The organism is Schaedlerella sp. (assembly GCF_056796775.1).
In genome coordinates, this window is the sequence record NZ_JBQIKP010000019.1 from 36,204 (window position 1) to 59,254 (window position 23,051).

Genomic DNA, 23,051 nt, shown 5'->3' on the forward strand with positions numbered 1-23,051 from the left:
TTAAGATAGCACCTTGATTTCCGTTTGTCAACATACTTTATATATTTTTTATCTTTTTTACTTCCCCTTGCTATTCTCCGGAAAATATCGTAATATATTTTTGAAAAAAGCTGGAGGTTCACATTATGAAAAAGCTGTGGGAATTATATGTTACATTTCTTCGTGTGGGCGGCCTTACGTTCGGCGGAGGCATGGCGATGCTGCCCATGCTGAAAAAAGAGGTCATCGAAAAAAAAGGCTGGACCAACGAGGAAGAGCTGCTGGATATCTATGCCATCGGGCAATGTACCCCGGGCATCATCGCAGTCAACACCTCGACCTATATCGGCTATGAACAGGCCGGGATCATCGGCGCCGTCTGCTGTACCCTGGGTATGGTCACCCCATCCCTGATCATCATCACTCTGATCGCCACCATATTAAATCGGTTTATCGCGGAGCCCCTGGTGGTCCACGCGCTGTCCGGCATCCGGGTCGCGGTCTGCGCCATGATGCTCAATACGGTCATTTCCCTTGCCAGAGCAGGGATCAAGGACAAGCTAGGAGTGCTTTTGTTCCTGGCCGGCTTTCTTCTTGCTACGTTCTCACCGATTCCTACGATCGTGCTGGTTGTGTGCGCGGCTGTGATCGGAATCTTCGTAAATATCAGAAAGGAGAAGGCTGGATCATGATCTATCTGACTTTATTTATAGAATTTTTCAAAATCGGTTTATTCTCCATCGGCGGCGGCATGGCTACAGTGCCTTTCCTGATGGATCTGGCGCAGAAATACCCCTGGTTCACTGCTTCCGAGCTGGCGGATATGATCGCCATCAGCGAGAGCACGCCCGGCCCCATCGGAATCAATATGGCCACTTACGCAGGCTTTCACGCTGCCGGGATTCCGGGCGCCGTCCTGGCCACCCTGAGCCTGGTTTCTCCTGCTATCATTATCATTGTCATAATCGCAAAATTTATGTCTGATTTCAGTGAAAACAAATATGTCCGTGCCGCATTTTACGGCATACGTCCCATGATCGCGTCGCTGATCGGATATGCTGTATGGCAGATTGCTGTCATTACCTTTGCAGACCTGACACAGCCAAGGCCTGTGTTCCATTACTCTTCCATGGGCATCTGTCTTGTGGTCTTTCTGCTGCTGCAGTGGAAGCCATTAAAAAAGCTCCACCCGATCCTCTGGATCGGCTGCGGAGCCATACTTGGGATTTTATTCCGGCTGTAAAGATCTGATAACGCCTGCACCCTCTGATGGATGATATCCTGTGCGGCTGGACGATACTCACAGCAGATTTCCGACCGTAAGTGTATCTGGCGCTCAGGATATATCACTTCCGGGAACAGGCGTATTTTTGATAATCTTCCGAAAGGATCTGTGCCAGTTCTTTCACAGATTTCTCACCAGTTCTTTTAAAACGTTCTCGCAGCGCAGGATGTCTGCTATGGGAACAGATTCCTGAGGCTTGTGAGCCAGCTCCAGGTCGCCCGGACCATAGGACATCGTGTTTTTGTTTCCCAGTTTTCCCGCAATCACCGCAGTATCCGTATATCCTGGAAATACCCCTGTTTCTGCGGGCCTTCCTTCCACCTTTCTGCAGGAATCCTGGAGCCTGCTGAACAGCTCGGAAGTCTCGTCCATCTCAATAGCGGGACGGTCCCCGGTGATCCGATAGGTCACCTTTGCCTTAGGAACCGCTTTCTCTGCCTCCTCCGCCGCTTTTTTCACCATATGCTCCCCGTCCTCCTTTGTATAAGGAGGGACAAGCCGCATATCCACAGTTACCGTACACTGCTCCGATACCACATAGGGCTGGCTTCCGCCCGAAATCCGGCCAAAAGAGACCGTCGACGCTCCCATCTGCGGATGCCGCGCAAGCTGCGTAAAATCTTTTCGTATACTAGAGATGACCTCTGCCATCGCCGCAATGGCATCTGCCCCCTTCCATGGCGTCGCTGCATGGGCCGTGATCCCCTCCACGGATATTTCGAACCAGAGACGCCCCTTATGGGCCGCCTGCAATTCCCCGTTGGTAGGCTCCATATCCAGTACCAGAGAGTCCCTTGCAATCCATCCCGATTCGATCGCTTTTTCCGCCCCGGCCATATTTCCCTCTTCATCTACCGTACCAATCACCTTCAAGGTCCGACCGGCCATATTTCCATCCCGAAAATGCTCCGCAGCACTTTGAAATGCGGACAGCGCACAGGCAAACCCGGATTTCATATCGCAGGAACCCCGACCGTACAGCCGATTTCCCCTGATCTCCCCGGAAAATGGGTCTTCCTCCCATCCACTGCCTGCCGGGACGGTATCCATATGGCAGATAAAGATGCATTCCGGCTTTTCTTCCTTTCCCGGCAGGGAAAGCATCACATTATTCCTGCCAGGAAGCACTTCCTCTGTCCGAATCGTGACACGGTCATTCGTGTTTTGAAGCTCTTGTCCAAAAGAAAGCAAAAACTGTTCCATCCCTTTTTCACCGGTACCCGGATTCGTACTGTCGATCCGTACCATCTGTTGCGTCAGCTTAACCGCAAGTTGATTTTGTTCCATGATCTTCCTCCATATCCTTCCCCGTGAGCAGGTACATTTTTCATCATCTAAGACAGCAGGAACTGTGCAAATACGTAATTGCTGATATCAATTCCTCTCTTTGTAAGTCTTATCGTTTCTTTCTCAATCTCCAAAAGGCCATATTCCCGCAGCTTTTTTAACGTTTCTCCATAAACGGTATCCACAGGAATGCCGAACAAACGGAAAAATTCGGATTTTCTCACACCGCACATCATCCGCAGTCCAAGAAACATGAACTCCTCCATTTCATCCTTTTTAGACAGAAATTGCTCTTCTTCACAGATCTTCCCCGGATCTCCGGCACAAGCCAGATATGTTTCCATATCCGGCGTATGGCAAAACCGAGTCGTTCCGATCAGCGACGAGGAGCCAAGCCCGATCCCAAGGTACGCTTTCCGCTGCCAGTAACCAATATTATGCCTGCAGGCACAGCCCGGCTTTGCGTAGTTGGATATCTCATATCTGGCATATCCGTATTCCGTTAAGATGTTCTCCGTCTCCTCATACATGAGCCGCTCCGTCTCTTCATCCGGCAGAGGCGGATACTGCTGGTCATCTGATCCGGACGCGCCGGCCGGATCTGCCGGACCCTGTGCTCCGTCCCGCGCGTCCTGAGAAGCGTCCTTTTTTGCTCCTCTTCCCCTGTCCTCTGACTGCGGGTCTCTCGGCCCATTGCTATACCATTCATAAAAAGGAGTTCCTTCTTCAATGATCAGGCTGTATACGGATAGATGCTCCGGTGCGAGCTCGACTGTTTTTCTCAGTGTCTCCCTCCAACTCTCAGGAGTCTGCCCCGGGATCGCGGAAATCAGATCGATATTTACATTTTCCATTCCTGCCTGCCGGACCAGTCTCCAGGTATCCAGAAACTGCCGGTGATCATGAATCCTTCCCAGCATCCGTAGCTCTTCGTCCCTTACAGACTGCAGTCCGATGGAGATCCGGTTCACCCCGGCTCCTTTCCAGGCCAGAAGCTTTTCCTCTGTCACGGTTCCCGGGTTCGCCTCCATGGTGATCTCCGCCTCAGGATCCACCCGGAACGTCTCCCGGATTGCGGAAAAAACCGCCTGAATCTGGGTTGAGGACAGGATCGAAGGCGTTCCCCCGCCGATAAAGACTGTAGGCACATGACATGACGCATACCGTTTTCCATACCCCCTGATCTCCCGGATCAGGGCATTTACATATTCCTGACGCAAATCCTCTTTCGACGGGAAGGATAAAAAATCGCAGTAGGCACATTTCCGTACACAAAACGGAATATGCACATATAATTCCAGTTCATTCACAATCTCACCAAGTCCCCTGTTAATCTGTTACTTTAATGACCGGATGCCGCGCGGCAAGTGCATAGCACGCGCGGACAGTAAGTTAATCCTCATCCAGCTTCAGCACGCTCATAAACGCCTTCTGCGGGATTTCTACATTTCCCACCTGACGCATCCGCTTCTTGCCTTCCTTCTGCTTTTCCAGAAGCTTTTTCTTTCGGGTGATATCGCCGCCGTAGCACTTCGCCAGCACGTCCTTGCGCAGGGCCTTGACCGTCTCCCTGGCAATGATCTTGCTTCCGATGGCCGCCTGGATCGGGATCTCAAACAGCTGCCGCGGAATTTCTGATTTCAGCTTTTCGCACATCTTTCGTCCGCGCTCATAAGCCGTTCCGCTGTGGACGATAAAGGACAGGGCATCCACCTCTTCCTTATTGATGAGGATATCCAGCTTCACAAGCTCTGACCGTTCGTAGCCCATCAGCTCGTAGTCGAAGGAAGCATATCCTCTGGACCTGGATTTGAGTGCGTCAAAGAAGTCATAGATGATCTCATTGAGGGGCAGATGATAATGCAGCACGGCCCGCTTTTCTTCGATATATTCCATGCTCTGGTAAGCCCCCCGGCGCTCCTGGCACAGGTCCATGATCGCTCCGATAAATTCTGAGGTCACCATGATCTCCGCCTTCACCAGAGGCTCCTCCATATATTCGATCTCCGCCGGATCCGGCAGATTGGTAGGATTGGTCAGGTCGATCACCTCTCCGTTGGTCTTATGCACCTTGTAGATTACACTGGGCGCGGTAGTCACCAGGTCCAGATTGTACTCCCGTTCCAGACGTTCCTGGATGATCTCCAGGTGCAGAAGGCCCAGGAAGCCGCAGCGGAAGCCAAAGCCCAGCGCAACCGAGGTCTCCGGCTCAAACTGCAGGGCCGCGTCGTTGAGCTGCAGCTTTTCCAGCGCATCCCGAAGATCCGGATATTTTGCCCCGTCCGCCGGGTACATGCCGCAGTACACCATAGGGTTCACTTTTTTATATCCCGGAAGGGGCTCCTCACAGGGACGCCGCGCATCCGTCACGGTATCTCCCACCCGGGTATCCTTTACATTTTTCAGGCTGGCGGTGATATATCCTACCATACCGGCACTCAGTTCCTCACACGGGATAAACTGCCCGGCGCCGAAATACCCGACCTCCACCACTTCCGCCTTTGCCCCGGTAGCCATCATCAGGATCTGCGTCCCTTTGCGGATCTGTCCTTCCTTGATCCGGCAGAACACGATCACGCCCCGATAGGAATCATACACGGAATCAAAGATCAGCGCCTGCAGCGGTGCCTGCGGATCACCTTTGGGCGATGGAATCTGCCGGATGATCTCTTCCAGGACGTCGTCCACATTCAGCCCCGTCTTTGCGGAGATCAGCGGCGCCTCCTGGGCGTCAATACCAATCACATCCTCAATCTCCTCCTTGACACGCTCCGGCTCTGCGCTGGGCAGATCAATCTTATTGATCACGGGCATGACATCCAAGTCATGATCCAGCGCCAGGTAGACATTTGCCAGGGTCTGGGCTTCCACCCCCTGGGCCGCGTCCACCACCAGGATCGCCCCGTCGCAGGCTGCCAGACTCCGGGAAACCTCATAGTTAAAATCCACATGCCCCGGCGTATCGATCAGATTGAAAATGTATTCTTCTCCGTTTCTTGCCTTGTAAACCGTGCGCACCGCCTGGGCCTTGATGGTAATGCCCCGCTCCCGCTCCAGGTCCATGTTGTCCAGCACCTGGGACTGCATCTCCCGGCTGGTCAGAAGCCCGGTCTTCTCAATGATCCGGTCTGCCAGTGTGGATTTCCCATGATCTATATGGGCAATAATACAAAAATTCCGTATTTTACTCTGTTCTATCTCTGCCACGTCTCTTCCTCCTCAATCACGACGAATAGTATCTGCTTTCGTACAGGCAGCGCGGTAAATGGGCTATCCTGTGCTGAGCAGTTACGATGAATATTTCACAAGAAACAATTCCACTGCCAGATGGTCGGTCAGCCTTCCGGTCTTCACGGACTGCTCCAGCTCAGCGCCTTCCTCCATGATGGCCCTTAACTCCCGGCCCGGGAAATGCTTCGCCTGATCCATATACTTTCCGGCCACAAACGGGTGCAGTCCGGCCTTGGAGGCAATCTCTTTTCTCCCATATCCGGCTTTCAAAAGCCCTTTCACCTGGAGCAGGAGCCGATACTGCCGGATCATCAAAAATAAGATCCGCATGGGCGGTTCCTTTAGGGCCAGAAGATCATAATATAACTCCAGTGCTCTTCTCTGTTTCTTCTGTGCCACCGCATCCACCATCTCGAAAATATGGTTGGTAATCTGGGTCACACAGACTGCGTCCACGTCCTCTTTGGTAATCGAGTCCCGGCCGAAGGTATAGCAGAACAGCTTTTCCAGCTCCTTCGTGATATTCTCCATATCGGTTCCTGTTTTATTCAGGAAATATACGATGGTCTGCTCACTGACCTGCCTGTTTTCCTTCCGAATCAGCCCGGCCACCCAGCGCTTCAAGGTCGCTTCATCCTGAAAGCCCAGCTCGACCGCGCGTCCCTTGGCCTTCACTGCCTTATACAGTTTGCTCCGCTTGTCCACTTCATTTTCCACGAAAAGGAAGCTGGTAGTCTCCGGCAGCTCCTTGATATAATCCGCCAGATCTGTTCCGCCGCTTTTGAAAAAGCCCGAGTTCTCAAACACGATCAGCCTTCGCTCCGCAAAAAACGGCATAGTCTCCGCCAGGTCGATGACTTCCCTGATCTCGATGCCCTTCCCTTCATAACAGGCATAATTCATAGTGTCCCCTTCGGGAAGCATAGCTCTGGTCAAGCGGTCCCTGTACTGCCTTTTCAGATAGCCCTCTTCTCCGAAGAGAAGATAGATCTGCTTCAATTGTCCTGCCTTTAAATCTTCATTCAAACTTTTCATAGCTTCTATATTATATAGGAAAACGTTCTATTTTGCAAAGCATTTCCTTACATATGCGGTAATCGCATGTTCTACAAAAGAATTGTTCCCAAATATCCTTCCATATCCACCCTGCTTCCATCTGTTTTCACCGTCACTGCCCCGCAATCCTGCGTACTGAATAGCCGACACCCAAGCTGCCTCAGCCGTTCCAGTGTCTCCTGATGCGGATGGCTGTATCGGTTGTTCCGTCCTGCGGAAATAAATCCGACCGCTGGATCTGCCTCTTCCAGAAATGCATCTGAGGTAGAATTTTTTGATCCATGATGGGCCACCTTCAGAATATCGTATTTTTGTAAAACCCCGCTTTCTGTCAGTGCATATTCTCCATCCCCTTCTACATCTCCTGTAAAGAGCATATCAAATTTCTGGTATTTCAGAGCAAGTACCATGGATGAAGCGTTTCCGATCTCCCCGCCGTAATCCGCGGCAGGCGCCAGACAGGTAAGCGTCATCCCGCCATCTTGGACCTGCTGCCCTTTCCGAATCGTCACCGCTTTTGTTCCATAGCCTTCCGCCTTTTTGGCCAGCTCCAACAGCACTTCGTCCAGCACCTGTTCATCCGGCAGCACCAGTGTACGGATCCGGATCCCCATAGTCTGATTTTCCAGAAGCTCCTCTACCCCGTTGATGTGGTCAGCGTCCCCGTGGGAAATGAACACATAATCCAGTTCGCGGACTCCCCGGGATTTTAAAAAGGGCTCAATCCGGTAGGTTCCCACCTTTGACACATCCGTGCTTCCGCCGTCGATCAGATAATGCCTGCCGGAAGGCGTTCGGATATACAGTCCGTCCCCCTGCCCCACGTCAAGCATGACAGCCTGCAGTTCTCCCTGCTTTCCATGGCTGCACGCGCAGGTCAGGCAAAAAACGGCCGGCAGCATCACCATTACCGTTCTCACGAAATGTGTCTCACGCCTGATGTCTCCTGTCTTTTCTTTCTCCACTTTCCGAGTTTTTCCGCACGGTTCTTTTTCATTTTGCTTTCGGGACCGGATGGAGTCCAGCCCGGCCATACATCCGCCAAGCAGAACGATATAATAGGCTGCCATCCATATTTTCCCGGGTCGGCCGACCACGATCCTGGCAGCGGGCAGCCCCATGGACATCCCGCAGGCCCTTTCATAAACCCACAGGATGCCTTTGCAGACCTGCAGAATCCCCATTCCCCCGCCTGCCCACAGCATAGACAGCGCCGAGCCGGCAATCCCCGCGCCAAGGATCACAGACATCAGCGGAACCACCAGGAGATTCAGCAGCAGGGAATACAGAGGAAATTCAAAGTAATAATACAGCATCACCGGAAGCAGCATCAGATGAATGGACAGCCCGGCACACAATGGCCTTGGGGCCGCATGAAATCCATCCAGCACCGGATACACCAGCACGATCCCCAGGATTGCCCCGAAGGACAGCAGGAAACCGGCATCCAGCAGATACAGGGGCTGCCACAGCACCACCACTGCCGCGGCAGCGGCCAGGCTGGTGGGCAGATCGTAGGTCCTTCCGGACATGTCCGCTCCGATCCGCACCAGAAACATGACCAGCGCCCGCAGGCTGGACACCCCCCACCCGATCATCAGCGTATAGAGCATCAAAAACAAGATTCCGGCAAGACCCGCCTGCAGAAATGACAGACCGGATTTTCGCAGCAGCTTATAAAATCCGGTTCCGAGAAAGGACATATGTAGACCGGATATGGCCAATATATGGCCGATCCCGCTTTTCTGATACAGTTCCTTTAGTTCGGGATCCAATTCGCTCTTATCTCCCAGCAGGATTGCGGACATGCTGTTTCCATAATACTCTCCCAGAGCGGACACCAGCCGTTCCTTCCAGCGGCAGCGGAACACGCTCAGTCCTTCCCGGATATGCCATACCCGGGATTCCATAATCTGAACGTCTTCAGCCCACACACTGGCATGGATCCCCTGTTTCTGATAATAAAATTTTTGATCAAAATTCCCCGGATTGGAAGCCTCCTGAAAAAAACGGACTTCTCCGGTAAGATCGAGTTTGTTGCCGACGGCAATTTCTTTTACTTCCTGAATATTGTGATCTTGAAAAGCTTGTGATTTATCACGTTTGACATAAACAAGAATTTTCGATTCTTCAATGATCTGTTCTTTCAGACGGACCTGATTGTCCGTCAGATAATAAACCTGGTATTTTGGTTTTTCTTCTCTCCGAGAGACAGTTCCCGTGAGGCTTACCGCCTCTCTGTCCTCGACGGCCAGTTCCAGCGGGGAAGGCCTCAGATCCTTTGCGATCCGAAGCCCACCCACAAGAATCGCCTGTATCCCGATCAGCAAAACCGCAGCCAGGCAGAGCGGTCTTTTTGTCATTCTTCCTCCTTCTCTTCTTCCCAGGACAGATCCCGTTCCAGCGGCTGAGACAGGTCCACGGTCTCCTGGTAGGACGCATTCTTCTCTCCGTTGACCATGATCTGCACGCTGCCCGCGCCGGTTCCTTCCAACAGGGAATTTACGAGGGAATAAATGGCTACCTCCGGCCGGACGTCATAGACGCTGTTGAGAAATTCCGAGTCAAAATTGACGTAGCAGGTTCCCTCCTTGACCGTCACGCCCAGAAGCGCGGCTGAGGGATTCAGCGTCGGATAAGCCCCGCTTTTTTTCGGACCTCCCATCAACTTTTCCACGATCAGCTTCTCTCTGGGAACATTGGTGTTATATCTGACATCCATCTGCTGCCGGACCAGCTGGTCGCCGGACTCATTTGCAAAAAACAGAGTCAGCGTTGTCTGCTCATAGGCGCTGGGGGAAGAGCCGGCGCTCTCCGCAAAATCATCCCCGTTCAAAACCCCCAAAACCTTGCCGGACTCATTTTTCAAGTTTTCCTCTTCTACGGTGATCCATACTCCGTTGATCCCGTCCAGCCGCACCAGTGTCTGCACCACCGCGGCGCGCACCAATTTTTCCTCAATGGAAGGGATCTCATTATATTTTTTATTAAAGTCAATATATGCAATATCATGCTCTACCTTTAGGGACTTTACCTTGACATTCTCCGGAATGGCAGGCATATATTCAATGTCCTCCGACGGGCTCGCCATTTTTTCCAGCGCTGTCTCCGCCCCGTCATTCGGCGTCTCCTGCGAAATGTCGCAGACTACCTTAAACAGGCCGGTCCCTTCGCCGTTGATACAGTAGACAAAATCTTCCCCTTCTTCGATCTTTGTCTGTTTTGCACAGGACGGAAGCAGACACAGCAGACAGCAGGCTGCCGCGCCTGCGGACATCCATCTCTCTTTTCTATTTTTCATCCTGTTCCCCCTTATCTGATATGTCTATAAGGCCTGGGCCGATACATAGATCATAGGCACCCGGACCGTAAATGTAGTCCCCTCGCCTGGATTGCTGTATACCTTGATGGAGCCCCGGTGTATGATCACCGCATTTCTTGCAATGGCCAGTCCGAGACCCGTTCCTCCAATCTCCCGGGAATGGGACTTGTCCACCCGATAAAAACGTTCGAAAATATGATCCTGGTCTTCCTTCGGAATCCCGATTCCGGAATCCGCCACCTTGATATAAAAGAACTTGTGGTCCGCATTCAATGACACATGCACCCACCCGCCCTCGTTGTTATATTTGATCGCGTTTTCCACCAGATTGGACACTGCCAACGTCATCTTCACCTCGTCAATCTCCGCTGTCACAGGACGAAAGCTCTCCAGGACGACCTCCACATTCTTCTTCTCCGCAATGGGCTTGAGCCGCTTTAAGATCAGCTCCAGAAGCTGATTGATATTAACCGGCGCAATGTTCAAATCCGGAGCGGTCTTGCCCATCTTCACCAGGGTCAGCAGATCATTGATGATGTCGTTCTCCCGATCGATCTCTTTCGCAATGTCCTCCATAAACTCCTGATACAGCTCCACAGGCACCTGCTCCTGCAGCACAAGGGAATCTGCCAGCACCTTCATGGACGCCAGCGGGGTCTTGAGCTCATGGGACACATTGGACACAAATTCCTCCCTGGAAGCGTCCACCGTTTTCAGCCTTCCCAGCAGCTTGTTAAATGCCTCGGAAATCTGCCGGGTCTCCCGGTACGTATTGACATGCAGCTCTTCGTCCTCAAAGCCCTCCGTGATATTCTCGATGTCATTTCGGATCTTCCCCAGGGGCTGTACCAGCAGATAGGCCACCAATACGGAAAAAGCCAGCATCAGGATCCCGATGATCCACAGGATCCCCCTGCCCTTTGTATAAAAAATCCGCAGGCTGTCCTCAATCGTGTCCGTAGACACACTGGCGAGCATCACCCCGGTAATCTCCTCCGACCCGGACTCCGTGATCGGGGAGGTCACCTCAATATAGCGGTTTTTCTTGTCATAATAATTGGTGCTTTCTCCCTTCATGCACCGGATGACATTTTCCGAAACAATCGTCTTGCCTTCGTCCAGGGCATAGGTATCCTTGATCACCGTCAGCTCTCTGTTGACGATCATGACCCGTCCGTTATAAATATTAGTCAACTGTGTCAGGCTGGCATTGACGACTTCGGAAGAATTATCCACCAGATAATTGTAGCTGTTCAGCTGATCACATAGAATTGTGCATTGATTCTGTATTTCCGCCGTGCGCAGAGAAACCGCCCTGGATTCATATGCTTTGATGATCCCCATATAAGCAATGATTCCCGGCAGTATCCCTGCACATAAAATAACCACTATAATCCGAAAATACAGGCTTCTTATGATAGTATCTCTGATCTGAAAATGAAATTTAGCCTTTGAAATAGTAACCAACTCCCCACTTGGTATGGACGTACTGCGGTTCGCTTGGATTGATCTCGATCTTCTCCCTCAGCCTTCTGATATGTACATCTACGGTTCTGGCGCCTCCGGGATAGTCTGCGCCCCACACGATGTTCAGCAGATTCTCTCTGCTGTATACCTTATTGGGGTTCGTGGCGAGAAGCTCCAGCGCGTCAAATTCTTTTGCTGTCAGGTTGATCTCCCGTTCTCCGATAAATACTCTCCTGCTCTCACAGTCGATCTTCATATTGCCCTTGACCAGTATGGTGCTCTGAGGAGCCTCCTCCTTACGCGCGGTCCTGCGCATGATCGCCTTGATCCGGGCTTTTACCTCGAGAATATTAAAGGGCTTGGTGATATAATCATCTGCGCCGTATTCCAGTCCCAGGATCTTGTCCATGTCTTCGCTCTTCGCTGTAAGCATCACTACCGGCATATCGGAAAATTCCCGGATCTGCTGGCAGACCTCAAAGCCGTCCAGCTTCGGAAGCATCACGTCGAGAATAACCAGGTCGTACTCGCGCTTCCTCGCAAGGCTGAGCGCTTCTTCCCCGTCATACGCACAATCGACCTCCATGCCGTCCTGTTCCAGACTGAATCGAATCCCTTTCACAATTAACTTTTCATCATCCACAACTAAGATTTTTTTCGCACTCATATGACTCTTCCCTTTAATTTACTGTAATATCATCTTTGAGTTTATTGAATACCCCTTCTTTAATTCCCTCCACCTTCATCAGGTCCTCAATGCTCCCAAAAGGTCCGTTAGACTCCCGATACACGATGATACTTCCGGCTCTCGTATCCCCGATCCCATTCAGAGTCTTCAATTCCTCTCTGGAAGCAGTGTTGATATTTACCTTGCCGCCGGCATTACTGCCGGGCGGGCCGCTGTCGGGTACTGCAGGCTGTAAGCCTGCGGCTGCGTCTCCACCGGCGCTGCCGGATAAGAAATACCCATCCAGTCCCTGACGGACTTCTTCATCTGTGGGAATATAAAGCCTCTCGCCGTCTGACACGGCCTGGGCCTGGTTGATGCTCTCTTCCGCTCCGTCCTCCCGGACGCCGCCTGCACGCGCGATGGCCTCATAAAGCCTTGCGCCGGCCTCCAGTTCATAGACTCCGGGCGTGTTCACCGCCCCGCATACATATACAAAAATATGTTCCGTACTGCCTGAGCCCGCATCCGCATTCCCAATCTCCTGTAAGTTTCCTGCTGCTTTTCTGTCTCCGGTTTCCTCTGTGCTGCCAGAACCGTCCCTTTCCGGGGAAATGTCCTGATCTGCGGTATCTTCTTCCGTTCCCCGGCTGTCTTCCAGTCGGAGCGTCTCCAGCTGATCCGTACTCTTACGTCCGCATCCCGCAAACCAGAAGCATACCGTACATAAGCCCAGCATTCCTGCTGCTGTCCGCAATCTTTTTCTGTTCATGTCTCATCCTCACAGAGAAAACCAGTGCAAACCCCTTTACACCAGACATATCTATTGTATCGAATTCGTGCCTAAATTACAATAGGTAAAAATATTTTTATCTTTATTTTATCATTATGGCTGGTAAAACGGGCTGCGGCATTCTATCTTTCCCACTGGAAAATAGCGATCCCGACAAGAGCCAGAACAAGCCCTCCTGCCTTGACCCAGTCCCAGGGCGCCTTCTCCATGCCGAACAGACCGAACAGCTCGATCAGATATGCCACTGTCAGCTGCGCGATCACGATCAGCAGCGCGGATTTTGCCGGTCCCAGTGCCCCGACGCTCTTGATCACCGTCCAGGTAATCCCGGCCCCGATGGCTCCTCCCAGCAACATATACCTGGGCTCTACCCTGGTGATGGCAGAAATGTCATCCCGGCCCATGACCAGCCACATGACAAAGCAGACAGCAAAGGCGCTGAGCTGCACCCAGGCATTGGAGACCCACATCCCGGCCGTCTTTGTCACCTGGGTATTAAATACCCCCTGTATGCTCATCAGAGCTCCGGATAACAGTGCGATCAAAAACCCAATCATTCCACATATACCTCCATACCTACGTGATCGGACCATGCCTGCTGCCTGTTCTTCTAAAGAAGCAGCAGGATTGGTCCGGCCTGAGGATAGTATGCTCTGATCGTCATTTTTTATTCGCCGGCCCCAAAAAAGTGACAGGCACGGAGCCGCCGACTCTGCATAAAGCTTGACACCCGCAAACGATCTGCATAATACAGTCGGCAGCGCCGCGCCTGTCAGGGAACTGCCGCGAGGCAGATCCTGAAATCAGGACAGCGCCCTTTTCAGTTTTTCGATCATTTCATCCACATGTTTTTCTTCGATGATCAGCGGCGGAAGAAGCCGGAGTACGTTCCCTTCCGCAGAGATCACCAGAAGTCCCTCTTCCAGCGCCCGGCGGTTCACCTCCGCAAACGGTTTTGTGAGCACCAGGCCCTGCATCAGTCCTTTGCCCCGCCGTTCCAGGATGCAGTCTGTTTTTTCCGTCAGCTCATCCAGACGCGCCGTCAAATAAGGTTCGATCTTTTTTACATGCTCCACGATCTGCTCTTTTTCAAAAATCTCCAGTACCTTGCGTACCGCCATGCAGGCCAGAGGATTTCCGCCGTATGTGGTCCCGTGGTCCCCAGGCTTTAAGGACTGCTCCGCCACACGCTCCGTCATGGCGAATGCCCCCACCGGAATCCCGTTTCCGATGGCTTTTGCCATGGTCATGATATCGGGGCGCACACCGTAGCCCTGCCATGCAAACATGGTCCCGGTCCGTCCCATACCGCACTGCACCTCATCGCAGATCATCAGGATATCCTGCTCGTCGCAGAGCTTCCGGATGCCTTCCATAAATTCCTGCGCCGCAGGATGGATCCCGCCCTCTCCCTGGAGCGGTTCCAGGATGATTCCGCAGGTTTTTTCACTAACCAGCGCCTTCACGCTGTCCAGATCGTTATACTCTGCAAAATGTACCCCCGGAAACAGCGGCTCGAAGGGCTCCCGGTACTCCGGGTGCCCGGTGATGGACACCGCGCCTACGGTCCTGCCGTGGAAAGAATGGTTCATGGCGATAAACTCATACCGTCCGGACTTCTTTGTCCAAGCATACTTCCTGGCAGCCTTTAACGCTCCCTCAATAGCTTCCGCCCCGCTGTTCGTAAAAAATACTTTATCCATGCCGGACGCGTCAGCCAGAGCATCGGCAGCCGCCCCGCAGTTTTCATGGTAATACAGGTTGGATATATGGCTCAGCTTATCCAGCTGTGCTTTCAGCGCGTCGTTTAGCTCCGCATTGTGATACCCCAGCCCGTTCACTCCGATCCCGGCCGCAAAATCAAGATATCGCTTTCCTTCTGTATCATACAGATACACGCCTTCCCCATGGTCCAATGCCACCGGGAAACGATTATAAATATGCAGCAGATGCTCCTCTGCCCCTCGGATCTTCTCATTCACCATCATAATACCTGCTTTCTGCGTCATTTAAGATTGCCGTGCCGATTCCCTTGTTCGTAAAGATCTCCAGCAGCAGACAGTGGGGAATCCGTCCGTCCAGGATATGAACCCGGGAAACCCCGTTTTCAATGGCATCGATACAGTTCTGCAGCTTGGGCAGCATGCCCCCTCCGATATAGCCGTCCGTGATCAGCTCCCTTGCTTCCTCCGCCCGCAGCTCCGAGATCAGCGTTTTGGGATCCTCCGGATCCTTGTATACGCCCTCGATATCGGTCAGAAATGCCAGCTTTTCCGCCTTCACCGCACGGGCGATGGCGCAGGCCGCGTCATCCGCATTGATGTTGTATGTCTGGTAATCATCGTCCATTCCCACCGGGCAGACAATGGGCAGAAAATCCTTTTCCAGCAGATCGAACAGGATCGCCCCGTTGACCTCCTTGATGTCTCCCACGAAACCGATATCCTGGCCGTCCGCATATTTTTTGTCTACCCGGAGAAGCGCGCCGTCCTTGCCGCTGATCCCGATGGCACGCACCCCCAGCTCCTCTACCAGCTGCACCAGTCCTTTGTTGACCTTTCCCAGCACCATCTCGGCCACTTCCATCGTATCCTCGTCGGTTACCCGCAGTCCGTTGATGAATCTCGGCTCCATGCCGACTTTTCCCACCCATCTGCTGATCTCCTTGCCGCCTCCGTGGACAATGATGGGCTTGAACCCGACCAGCTTCAAAAGAGTCACGTCCTGAATGACCTGCTTTTTCAGTTCGCCATCGATCATCGCGCTTCCGCCGTATTTCACCACAATGATCTTCCGGTTAAAACGCTGGATATAGGGGAGCGCCTCGATCAGGACCTGGGCCTTATCCAGATATTGCTGCATATTCTCATTCATATTCTGTCCTTCTTTCTGATTCTTTTGTTCGGAACGGCAGACCACAGACCCGTCTGCTGCCGTTCTGAATCGTTATGTCAACTCCTGTAATCCGCATTGATATCAATGTATCCGTGGGTCAGATCACAGCCCCAGGCTGCTGCCGCTGCCTCCCCCTCCTTGATGTCGGCAATGGCCGTCACCTCGGGCTGAGACAAAATCTCCGTTGCCTGTTCCTCGCTGTAATCGACAGCCGCCCCATCCCGGACGAGCTGCAGTTTTCCTGCCCGGCTCTCCAGATACAGATCTACCTTTTCCGGGTCAAACTCTGCCCCGGAATATCCCATGGCGCAGAGGATCCTTCCCCAGTTGGCATCGTGCCCCGCAACCGCGGCTTTGGTCAGGTTGGAGCAGACGATGGATTTTGCCAGTGTCTTTGCCTGCTCTTTGGTGGATGCTCCAATCACCTTCGCCTCAAACAGCGCGGTCGCCCCCTCACCGTCCCCTGCCATTTTTTTTGCAAGCGTCTCATTGACATAATGCAGGGCTTTTGCAAACTTCTCGTACTCGGCCGTACCGCAGCGGATCTTCTCATTTTTCGCCATACCGTTTGCCAGGAGCAGCAGGGTATCGTTGGTAGAGGTATCTCCGTCCACGGAGATCATATTGTAGGTATCCTTTACATCCTCGCTCAGCGCCTTTTTCAATGCCTTCCTCGAGATTGCCGCGTCTGTCGTGACAAACGCCAGCATGGTACACATATTGGGATGGATCATGCCGGAGCCCTTTGCCATACCGCCGATGGTCACAATCTTTCCTCCGATCTCGATCTGAACGGCAGCTTCCTTTTCCCGGGTGTCTGTGGTCATGATCGCCCGCGCGGCCTCATTTCCATGCTCCAGATCTCCTTCCAGTCCTGCGGAGAGCTTCTCAATCCCCGCTTTTACCCGTTCCATGGGAATCTGCATTCCGATCACGCCGGTGGAACCGATCAGCACGCCTTCCTTGTCAATGCCAAGCACCTCCGCCGCCTTTTCGGCTGTCTCACGGCAGATCCGCTCTCCCTCTTCCCCGGTACAGGCATTGGCAATCCCGGAATTGACGATCACTGCCTGGGATTTCACACCGCTCTCCACCACGGCCCTGTCCCATTTCACCGGCGCTGCCTTTACGATATTTGAAGTAAACGTGCCTGCGATCTTGCAGGGCTTTTCACTGTAGATCATTGCCATATCTGTGCGGTCCGCATATTTGATCCCCGCGGCAGCCGCTGCTGCCTGAAATCCCTTTGCGGCGGTCACTCCGCCCTTGATGATTTCCATCTCTTTCATCCTCTCTTTCTCTCTTAACGCTGCTGAAGCCTTTTCGCCTTTTCAGTTACCGTTCGCCGGCCAGTAAACTAGTGTACTCTGATCCGGTCATCTATGGAATCACTGTTGGTTAAAGGCCGTGATATTTTCCGTATTCAGTACAAAGTCATAGTAATTGAGATCCAGGCGTTCCGTCCACCCGATGGTATTCCAGAACGCATTTCCAATGTCATTTTTCGTAAACGCTATAAGGGAAACCTTGCTGATCTGTTCTGCCTTCAGCGCTTCCATGGCCCGCACTACCATCGCCTTGCCGATGCCCCGCCTTCTGTAGTCCTCATGCACGCACACATGATACAGGCAGCCCCGTCGGCCGTCATGCCCACAGAGAATGCTGCCTACCACCTTTCCATCCTCTACCGCCACCACGCTGGTGGTGGGATTCCGTTTCAAAAAACGCTCCACGCCTTCCCTGGAATCATCAATGCTGCGGATCCCAAAGCCCCTGATCGTCATCCAGAGCGCAAATACACCGTCATAGTCTTCTATCGTCATTGTACGTATCATACCATTCCTCCCAAAATGAATGCCGGGGCCGTTCCGCACAAAGAGTTCCCCGGATACCGCAGGTCACACGCTGACAAGATGCCCGCAGCTCAGGCCGGCCCGTCTCCCCTGTCACGGGAATAACGGCACAAGCTCCAGCCCCTCGGATTCTTTCAGCCCAAACATCAGATTCATGTTCTGGACCGCCTGGCCCGCGGCGCCCTTTACCAGATTGTCAATGGCACCCATCATGATGATCCTTCCGGTCCGGGGATCAATCTTGAAGCCAATGTCTGCATAATTGCTGCCTTCTACCCATCTTGTCTCCGGGCAGACACCGTTTTCCAGCACCCGGACAAATGCTTCGTCCCCATAATATCTGTCATAGATGGCTTTGATCTCCTCTTCATCGGTCTTCCTCTTCAATGACGCATATTCCGTAACCAGGATTCCCCGGTTCATGGGAACCAAATGAGGAGTAAAATTGAGCAATACCTTTTCACCGGCCGCATACCCCAGCTGCTCTTCAATCTCCGGCGTATGCCTGTGGGATGCCACTCCATATGCCTTGATGCTCTCATTGACCTCACAGTACAGGTTCGGGACCTTGGCCCCTCTTCCCGCGCCGGAAACGCCGGACTTCGCGTCGATGATCAGCGTCCCCATATCAATCAGTCCTTCCTTTGCCAGGGGATACGCCGTCAGGATCGAGCAGGTCGTATAGCAGCCTGGATTGGCCACCAGCCGCGCCTTCTTCACATCATCCCGGTTCACCTCGCACAGCCCGTAGACTGCCTCGGGCAGGAACTGAGGACTCTCATGGCGGATTTTGTACCACTGCTCATAGACGGACACATCCTTGATCCTGAAATCCGCGCTCAGATCAATGATCTTTACCTTGGACAAAATGTCTTCATTGACGAGCGACGCGCAGAATCCCTGGGGCGTGGCCGTAAATATCACATCCGCCTGTTCTGCCAGTTCTTCCATATTATCATCCATGCAGGCCGCGTCTACGATCCGGAACATATTTCTGTAGACATCCGCATACTTCTGGTCAATATAGCTTCTGGAGCCATACCATACGATCTCCGTCTCCTTGTGGGCGGACAGAAGCCTCACCAGCTCGCCTCCCGCATATCCGGTCGCTCCGATAATTCCTGCTTTGATCATCCTTTGCACATCCTTTCTCATATAACCAGTAAACATCATATGTTACTGTTCACACCCTTTGGGTGCTCCAGTAACAGTATCCAGCCTATTTTAAGTCGCCTTCGGCGAGAGGCTGGATATTATGGCAAATGTCACTTTATTGGCCGGACGCCGTGCAGCAGGGTGCACGACGCCGTGTGAACAGTAACCATCATATACCTGTTCTTATCTAAAGTAAAGTTTTTTCTTCTTAGCTTTTCGGGAACACTTGCATAATTATACATCCAAAATGAATAATATGCAAGTTTTTTCTTTTTTTCTACATTTATTATCATGGCGGTGATGCCGCAATGAACGTTACTGTGAGCGCCCGGTCAGGGTGTGAACAACAACCAATGAACATCTGTTCTATTTATAAAGCGATGTTGATTCTTGAAAAAAGAAGTGATTTATGTTAGCATGGAACAAAGAAACGAGGTGAGTCACTCATGCATACCAATGAATCTGCTGAAAACTATCTGGAAACCATATTGATCCTGAGCGAATCCCGTCCGGTGGTGCGTTCCGTCGATATCGCGGCCGAGCTTGACTATAAAAAATCAAGCGTCAGTGTTGCCATGAAAAAGCTCCGTGAAAACAATCATATTACCGTAACTCCGGAAGGCTTTATCTATCTGACCGAGAGCGGGAAGGAAATCGCGGACCGGATCTATGAACGCCATAAACTTCTCTCCTCCTGGCTGGAGCAGCTCGGAGTCGATCCGGAGGTTGCCGTTGCCGATGCCTGCAGGATCGAGCACGTCATCAGCGCGGAAAGCTTTGAGGCCATCAAAAAGCATATTCTATAGAAAGAAAAGAGAGACATTCACAGCAGGGTGTACGTCTCTCTTTTTATTTTCCATCCTTGATTCAATCCAGGATCTTATTCAGAGTACTGAACAGGTTGTCAATATCGATCGGCTTTGCAATATGGCCGTCCATACCGCATCTCAGAGCCGCCTGTTTGTCTTCCTCAAACGCATTGGCTGTCATCGCCAAGATCGGAATCCCGGCAAGCTCCCGGTCATCCAATGCACGGATCTCCCTGGTCGCCTCATATCCATTCATCACCGGCATCTGGACATCCATGAGCACAAGCTGATAATATCCATGCTCTGAACGGCTGAGCATATCCACGGCGATCTGACCGTTTTCCGCAATCTCGACTTCAAAACCCGCGTCTCCCAGGATGGCCTCCGCGATCTCCTGGTTCAGTTCATTGTCCTCCGCCAGCAGGATACATCCGGTATGAAAATCCAGCCGCTTGTTCTCGTCAGGCTTGCTCTCCTCTGCCTCATCCGCATTCACGATCGAATACAGGCAGCTCCGAAGCTCTGAGAAAAACAGCGGCTTGCTGCAGAATGCGGTGACCCCTGCTTCCGTCGCCTCTTCCTCAATATCCGACCAATCGTATGCGGTCAGGACAATGACCGGCACATTGCTTCCTGTTTCCTTCCGGATCCTACGGGTCACCTCCACGCCGTTCATATCCGGAAGCATCCAGTCAATGATATACACGCAGTATTCATCCCCGCGCATGACTGCCTGGTGGGTGCGCAGTACCGCTTCCTTTCCTGACAGCGTCCATTCCGCTCGCATTCCGATCTGTCCCAGCATGTAGGACACGCTGTCGCAGGTATTAAAATCATCATCCACGACCAGCGCCCGGCAGTTCTTCAGTTCAGGAATGTTCTGAGGCTCCCTGGCACCGGAATGCAGACGGAACGTGAAGGAAACAATAAATTCCGTACCTACGCCCTGCTCGCTTTTCACTTCAATGGAACCGTTCATCATATCCACGATATTTTTCGTGATCGCCATTCCCAGCCCGGTTCCCTGAATCCCGCTGATGGTACTGTTCTTCTCCCGTTCAAAGGGCTCAAATATATGGGATACAAATTCCTCGCTCATACCGATGCCGGTATCTCTGATGTGGAATTCGTAGCTTGCGTATTCTGTCGTCGGCCTGGGCTTTTCCATCACCCGCATACTGATGATGCCGCCTGCGGTCGTGTACTTGATGGCATTACTCAGGAGATTTAAAAGCACCTGATTGAGGCGGAGCTTATCGCAGTAAATGTCCTCATCCAGGACGTCTACCGTATCAATATACAGCTCCAGCTGCTTCGCATGGATATCCGACTGTACAATGTTCCTCAGGCCGTGCAGGATATCCGGCAGGCTGCAGAGTTTCTCTTCCAGATGCATCTTGCCGCTCTCGATCCGGCTCATGTCCAGCACATCGTTGATCAGACTCAACAGATGGTTACCCGAGGTCATGATCTTTTTCAGATACTCCTCCACCTGCTCTGGCCGGTCAATGTGAGTGATAGCAAGAGCCGTAAAGCCTACGATGGCATTCATCGGAGTCCGGATATCATGGGACATATTGGATAGGAATACGCTCTTCGCCTTGCTTGCCCTGTTGGCCTGCAAAAGCGCGTCCTGCAGCAGATTTTTCTGCTCCATCTCATTGCGGATCTCTTCATCCACACTGCGCAGCCCCAGAACGATGCCGTGTCCGTCCTTCCAGACACCCGCGCGCACGATCTTCAATTGATAATATTTCATCTCGCCGTCCTGGAACGTGCGGTAATTCACATAATAAGGATTCTTTTCCTCCAGTACCTTTTTGAGGTTTTCCAGTGAAAAGTCCTGACGCATCGTCTCCTGGTCTTCCTCATAGACGAACTTCTCTATGTATTGCTCCATGCTCTCCTGGAAGGAAAGTCTATCCGTAAAGATATCTCCGAACAGCCTTCTGCTGCTGTCCCTCATCCGCAGCGAGCTGCCAGCTCCCGTATCCAGATCATAGAAACAGACAATATTATAATCAATACTGAGCGCCTGCACCAGCTCCATATGGCGTCGTTCTTTCTTTTCCTCCTGCTGCTTCTGAGCCGTGCAGTCCAACAGGAAACGCTGATAGAATAGCTCTCCTTTTTCTTTCAGAAGCTTGACATTTCCCATAATATGCAGGATTGAGCCGTCCTTATGTCCTACACGGTACTCCACGCTGACGCTGTCGCCCTCTTTTTTCAGTTCCCGGATGGATGCCCGGAGCTTCTCCTTATCCCCGTCTAACACGGAGGCCGCCACCATGTCAAAGCCTTCCGCCATCAGTTCATCCTGAGAATCATATCCCAAGATATTGAGTGCGGCACGGTTCACGCTGAGGATACGGGATCCATCCACGGAATGGGTCATAACGCCGCACTCCATGGTCGTAAAAATGGTCTCCAGAGTATGATTCTTCTGGACGATCTCCTGTTCATAGGCCCGCTCCTGAGTGATATCAATCGCAACTCCCACTGTCCCCATGACACTCCCGTCCAGATCGTACAGCGGAGACTTGTATGTGGTAAGAAGCCTGGTTCCGTCTCCGGTCTTCACCGTTTCCTCGGATACACAGGTCTTTTTCGTATTCATGACCTCAAGTTCTGATTCGATGCAGGCCGGGTCGTCATGCTCTACATCCCAGATATACGCGTGGCCGCGTCCCTCTACCTGTTCCTTGGTCTTATTGACCGTGCGGCAGAAACTGTCATTGACCTTGGTATGGATGCCCTTCTTGTCCTTATACCAGATCAGGTTCGGTACATTGTTAATGGTGGATTCAAAAAAATGGCTTGTCTGCCAGAAATCCCTGCTCACCTTACAGGTCTGCTGCCATCTCAAAAAGCGGAAGCGGATCTCGTCGTCTGACATGGGCATAGTCCATATATCCTTGATCTCCGACAGTCTGTCTGTCAAAAGAAGAATCTGATCCTTCTCCGCAAGCAGGATCAGCTCCGCTTCCTTTTTCTTGGCCGAAAGCAGCTTCGGTACCGCTTCCAGGACATCCATGTCCTGCAGATCCACAAGAATCACATCCGCCTTCGCCGCCAGATCCGCATCCAGCCTGCTGCTCTCCGAAAATTCATGCGTAAAATGCGCAAGTGGAGACATTCCTTTTATGATCTCAAATAATTTTCGCTGATGACCTGCCAGGTAGAAATGCACATTACAATGGTACATACCTGTATATCCTCCTAAACTTACCCGTGATTCACTCAATGACTGTA

At 52.1% G+C, this 23,051-nt stretch carries 19 protein-coding genes; 3 read left to right on the plus strand and 16 right to left on the minus strand.

Features of this window, described 5'->3' with window-relative positions:
* The first annotated feature begins 125 nt into the window (after positions 1-125).
* Positions 126-671, plus strand: coding sequence for a chromate transporter (locus ACTOY7_RS10380; RefSeq protein WP_160282370.1), 546 nt, complete (start codon positions 126-128; stop codon positions 669-671).
* Entirely contained in the window at positions 668-1,222 is a 555-nt protein-coding gene (locus ACTOY7_RS10385; protein WP_300885998.1) for a chromate transporter, read from the plus strand. The genes ACTOY7_RS10380 and ACTOY7_RS10385 overlap by 4 nt, the downstream gene beginning before the upstream one ends.
* A 162-nt stretch (positions 1,223-1,384) precedes the next feature.
* On the opposite strand, the gene ACTOY7_RS10390 is transcribed toward ACTOY7_RS10385, so the two are convergent.
* From ACTOY7_RS10390 to argC, 15 genes are all read right to left on the minus strand, one after another.
* The gene (locus ACTOY7_RS10390) at positions 1,385-2,551 is read right to left on the minus strand and encodes a M20 family metallopeptidase (RefSeq protein ID WP_160282372.1); all 1,167 of its coding nucleotides are present in this window, start codon (positions 2,549-2,551) and stop codon (positions 1,385-1,387) included.
* A 47-nt stretch (positions 2,552-2,598) separates the two neighbouring features.
* The gene (gene hemW / locus ACTOY7_RS10395; RefSeq protein WP_300886003.1) at positions 2,599-3,864 is read right to left on the minus strand and encodes a radical SAM family heme chaperone HemW; all 1,266 of its coding nucleotides are present in this window, start codon (positions 3,862-3,864) and stop codon (positions 2,599-2,601) included.
* Positions 3,865-3,943: 79 nt separating this feature from the next.
* The gene (gene lepA / locus ACTOY7_RS10400; protein ID WP_160282373.1) at positions 3,944-5,758 is read right to left on the minus strand and encodes a translation elongation factor 4; all 1,815 of its coding nucleotides are present in this window, start codon (positions 5,756-5,758) and stop codon (positions 3,944-3,946) included.
* 81 nt (positions 5,759-5,839) lie between these two features.
* Entirely contained in the window at positions 5,840-6,817 is a 978-nt protein-coding gene (gene holA / locus ACTOY7_RS10405) for a DNA polymerase III subunit delta (protein ID WP_160282374.1), read from the minus strand.
* A 71-nt stretch (positions 6,818-6,888) separates the two neighbouring features.
* Entirely contained in the window at positions 6,889-9,201 is a 2,313-nt protein-coding gene (locus ACTOY7_RS10410) for a ComEC/Rec2 family competence protein (RefSeq protein ID WP_482670571.1), read from the minus strand.
* Complete coding sequence (locus ACTOY7_RS10415; RefSeq protein WP_305182237.1) at positions 9,198-10,139, minus strand: GerMN domain-containing protein; 942 nt, start codon at positions 10,137-10,139, stop codon at positions 9,198-9,200. Before ACTOY7_RS10415 ends, ACTOY7_RS10410 begins: the two co-directional genes overlap by 4 nt.
* A 24-nt stretch (positions 10,140-10,163) precedes the next feature.
* Positions 10,164-11,504, minus strand: a complete 1,341-nt coding sequence (locus ACTOY7_RS10420) for a sensor histidine kinase (protein ID WP_330690737.1) — start codon at positions 11,502-11,504, stop codon at positions 10,164-10,166.
* 100 nt (positions 11,505-11,604) lie between these two features.
* A complete protein-coding gene (locus tag ACTOY7_RS10425; protein ID WP_300886047.1) occupies positions 11,605-12,294 on the minus strand; it encodes a response regulator transcription factor in 690 nt (229 codons plus the stop codon).
* 13 nt (positions 12,295-12,307) lie between these two features.
* A complete protein-coding gene (locus tag ACTOY7_RS10430) occupies positions 12,308-13,066 on the minus strand; it encodes a helix-hairpin-helix domain-containing protein (protein ID WP_482670570.1) in 759 nt (252 codons plus the stop codon).
* A gap of 143 nt (positions 13,067-13,209) precedes the next feature.
* Positions 13,210-13,644: a DMT family transporter gene (locus ACTOY7_RS10435; RefSeq protein WP_160282378.1), complete on the minus strand. Its 435-nt coding sequence runs from the start codon at positions 13,642-13,644 to the stop codon at positions 13,210-13,212.
* Between the two features lie 246 nt (positions 13,645-13,890).
* On the minus strand, positions 13,891-15,072 hold the full coding sequence (locus ACTOY7_RS10440) for an aspartate aminotransferase family protein (RefSeq protein WP_482670577.1): 1,182 nt from the start codon (positions 15,070-15,072) through the stop codon (positions 13,891-13,893).
* Positions 15,062-15,961: an acetylglutamate kinase gene (argB, locus tag ACTOY7_RS10445; protein WP_300886045.1), complete on the minus strand. Its 900-nt coding sequence runs from the start codon at positions 15,959-15,961 to the stop codon at positions 15,062-15,064. The genes ACTOY7_RS10440 and argB overlap by 11 nt, the downstream gene beginning before the upstream one ends.
* 77 nt (positions 15,962-16,038) lie before the next feature.
* On the minus strand, positions 16,039-17,262 hold the full coding sequence (argJ, locus tag ACTOY7_RS10450; protein ID WP_482670576.1) for a bifunctional glutamate N-acetyltransferase/amino-acid acetyltransferase ArgJ: 1,224 nt from the start codon (positions 17,260-17,262) through the stop codon (positions 16,039-16,041).
* Positions 17,263-17,370: 108 nt separating this feature from the next.
* A complete protein-coding gene (locus tag ACTOY7_RS10455; protein WP_160282380.1) occupies positions 17,371-17,817 on the minus strand; it encodes a GNAT family N-acetyltransferase in 447 nt (148 codons plus the stop codon).
* Positions 17,818-17,928: 111 nt separating this feature from the next.
* Positions 17,929-18,969, minus strand: a complete 1,041-nt coding sequence (gene argC / locus ACTOY7_RS10460) for an N-acetyl-gamma-glutamyl-phosphate reductase (protein WP_482670569.1) — start codon at positions 18,967-18,969, stop codon at positions 17,929-17,931.
* Between the two features lie 467 nt (positions 18,970-19,436).
* Here argC and ACTOY7_RS10465 point away from each other — a divergent pair, with 467 nt between their 5' ends.
* On the plus strand, positions 19,437-19,796 hold the full coding sequence (locus ACTOY7_RS10465) for a metal-dependent transcriptional regulator (protein WP_160282382.1): 360 nt from the start codon (positions 19,437-19,439) through the stop codon (positions 19,794-19,796).
* A 61-nt stretch (positions 19,797-19,857) separates the two neighbouring features.
* Here ACTOY7_RS10465 and ACTOY7_RS10470 read toward each other — a convergent pair whose 3' ends face one another.
* Positions 19,858-23,004: a hybrid sensor histidine kinase/response regulator gene (locus ACTOY7_RS10470; protein ID WP_482670568.1), complete on the minus strand. Its 3,147-nt coding sequence runs from the start codon at positions 23,002-23,004 to the stop codon at positions 19,858-19,860.
* Between the last annotated feature and the right edge of the window lie 47 nt (positions 23,005-23,051).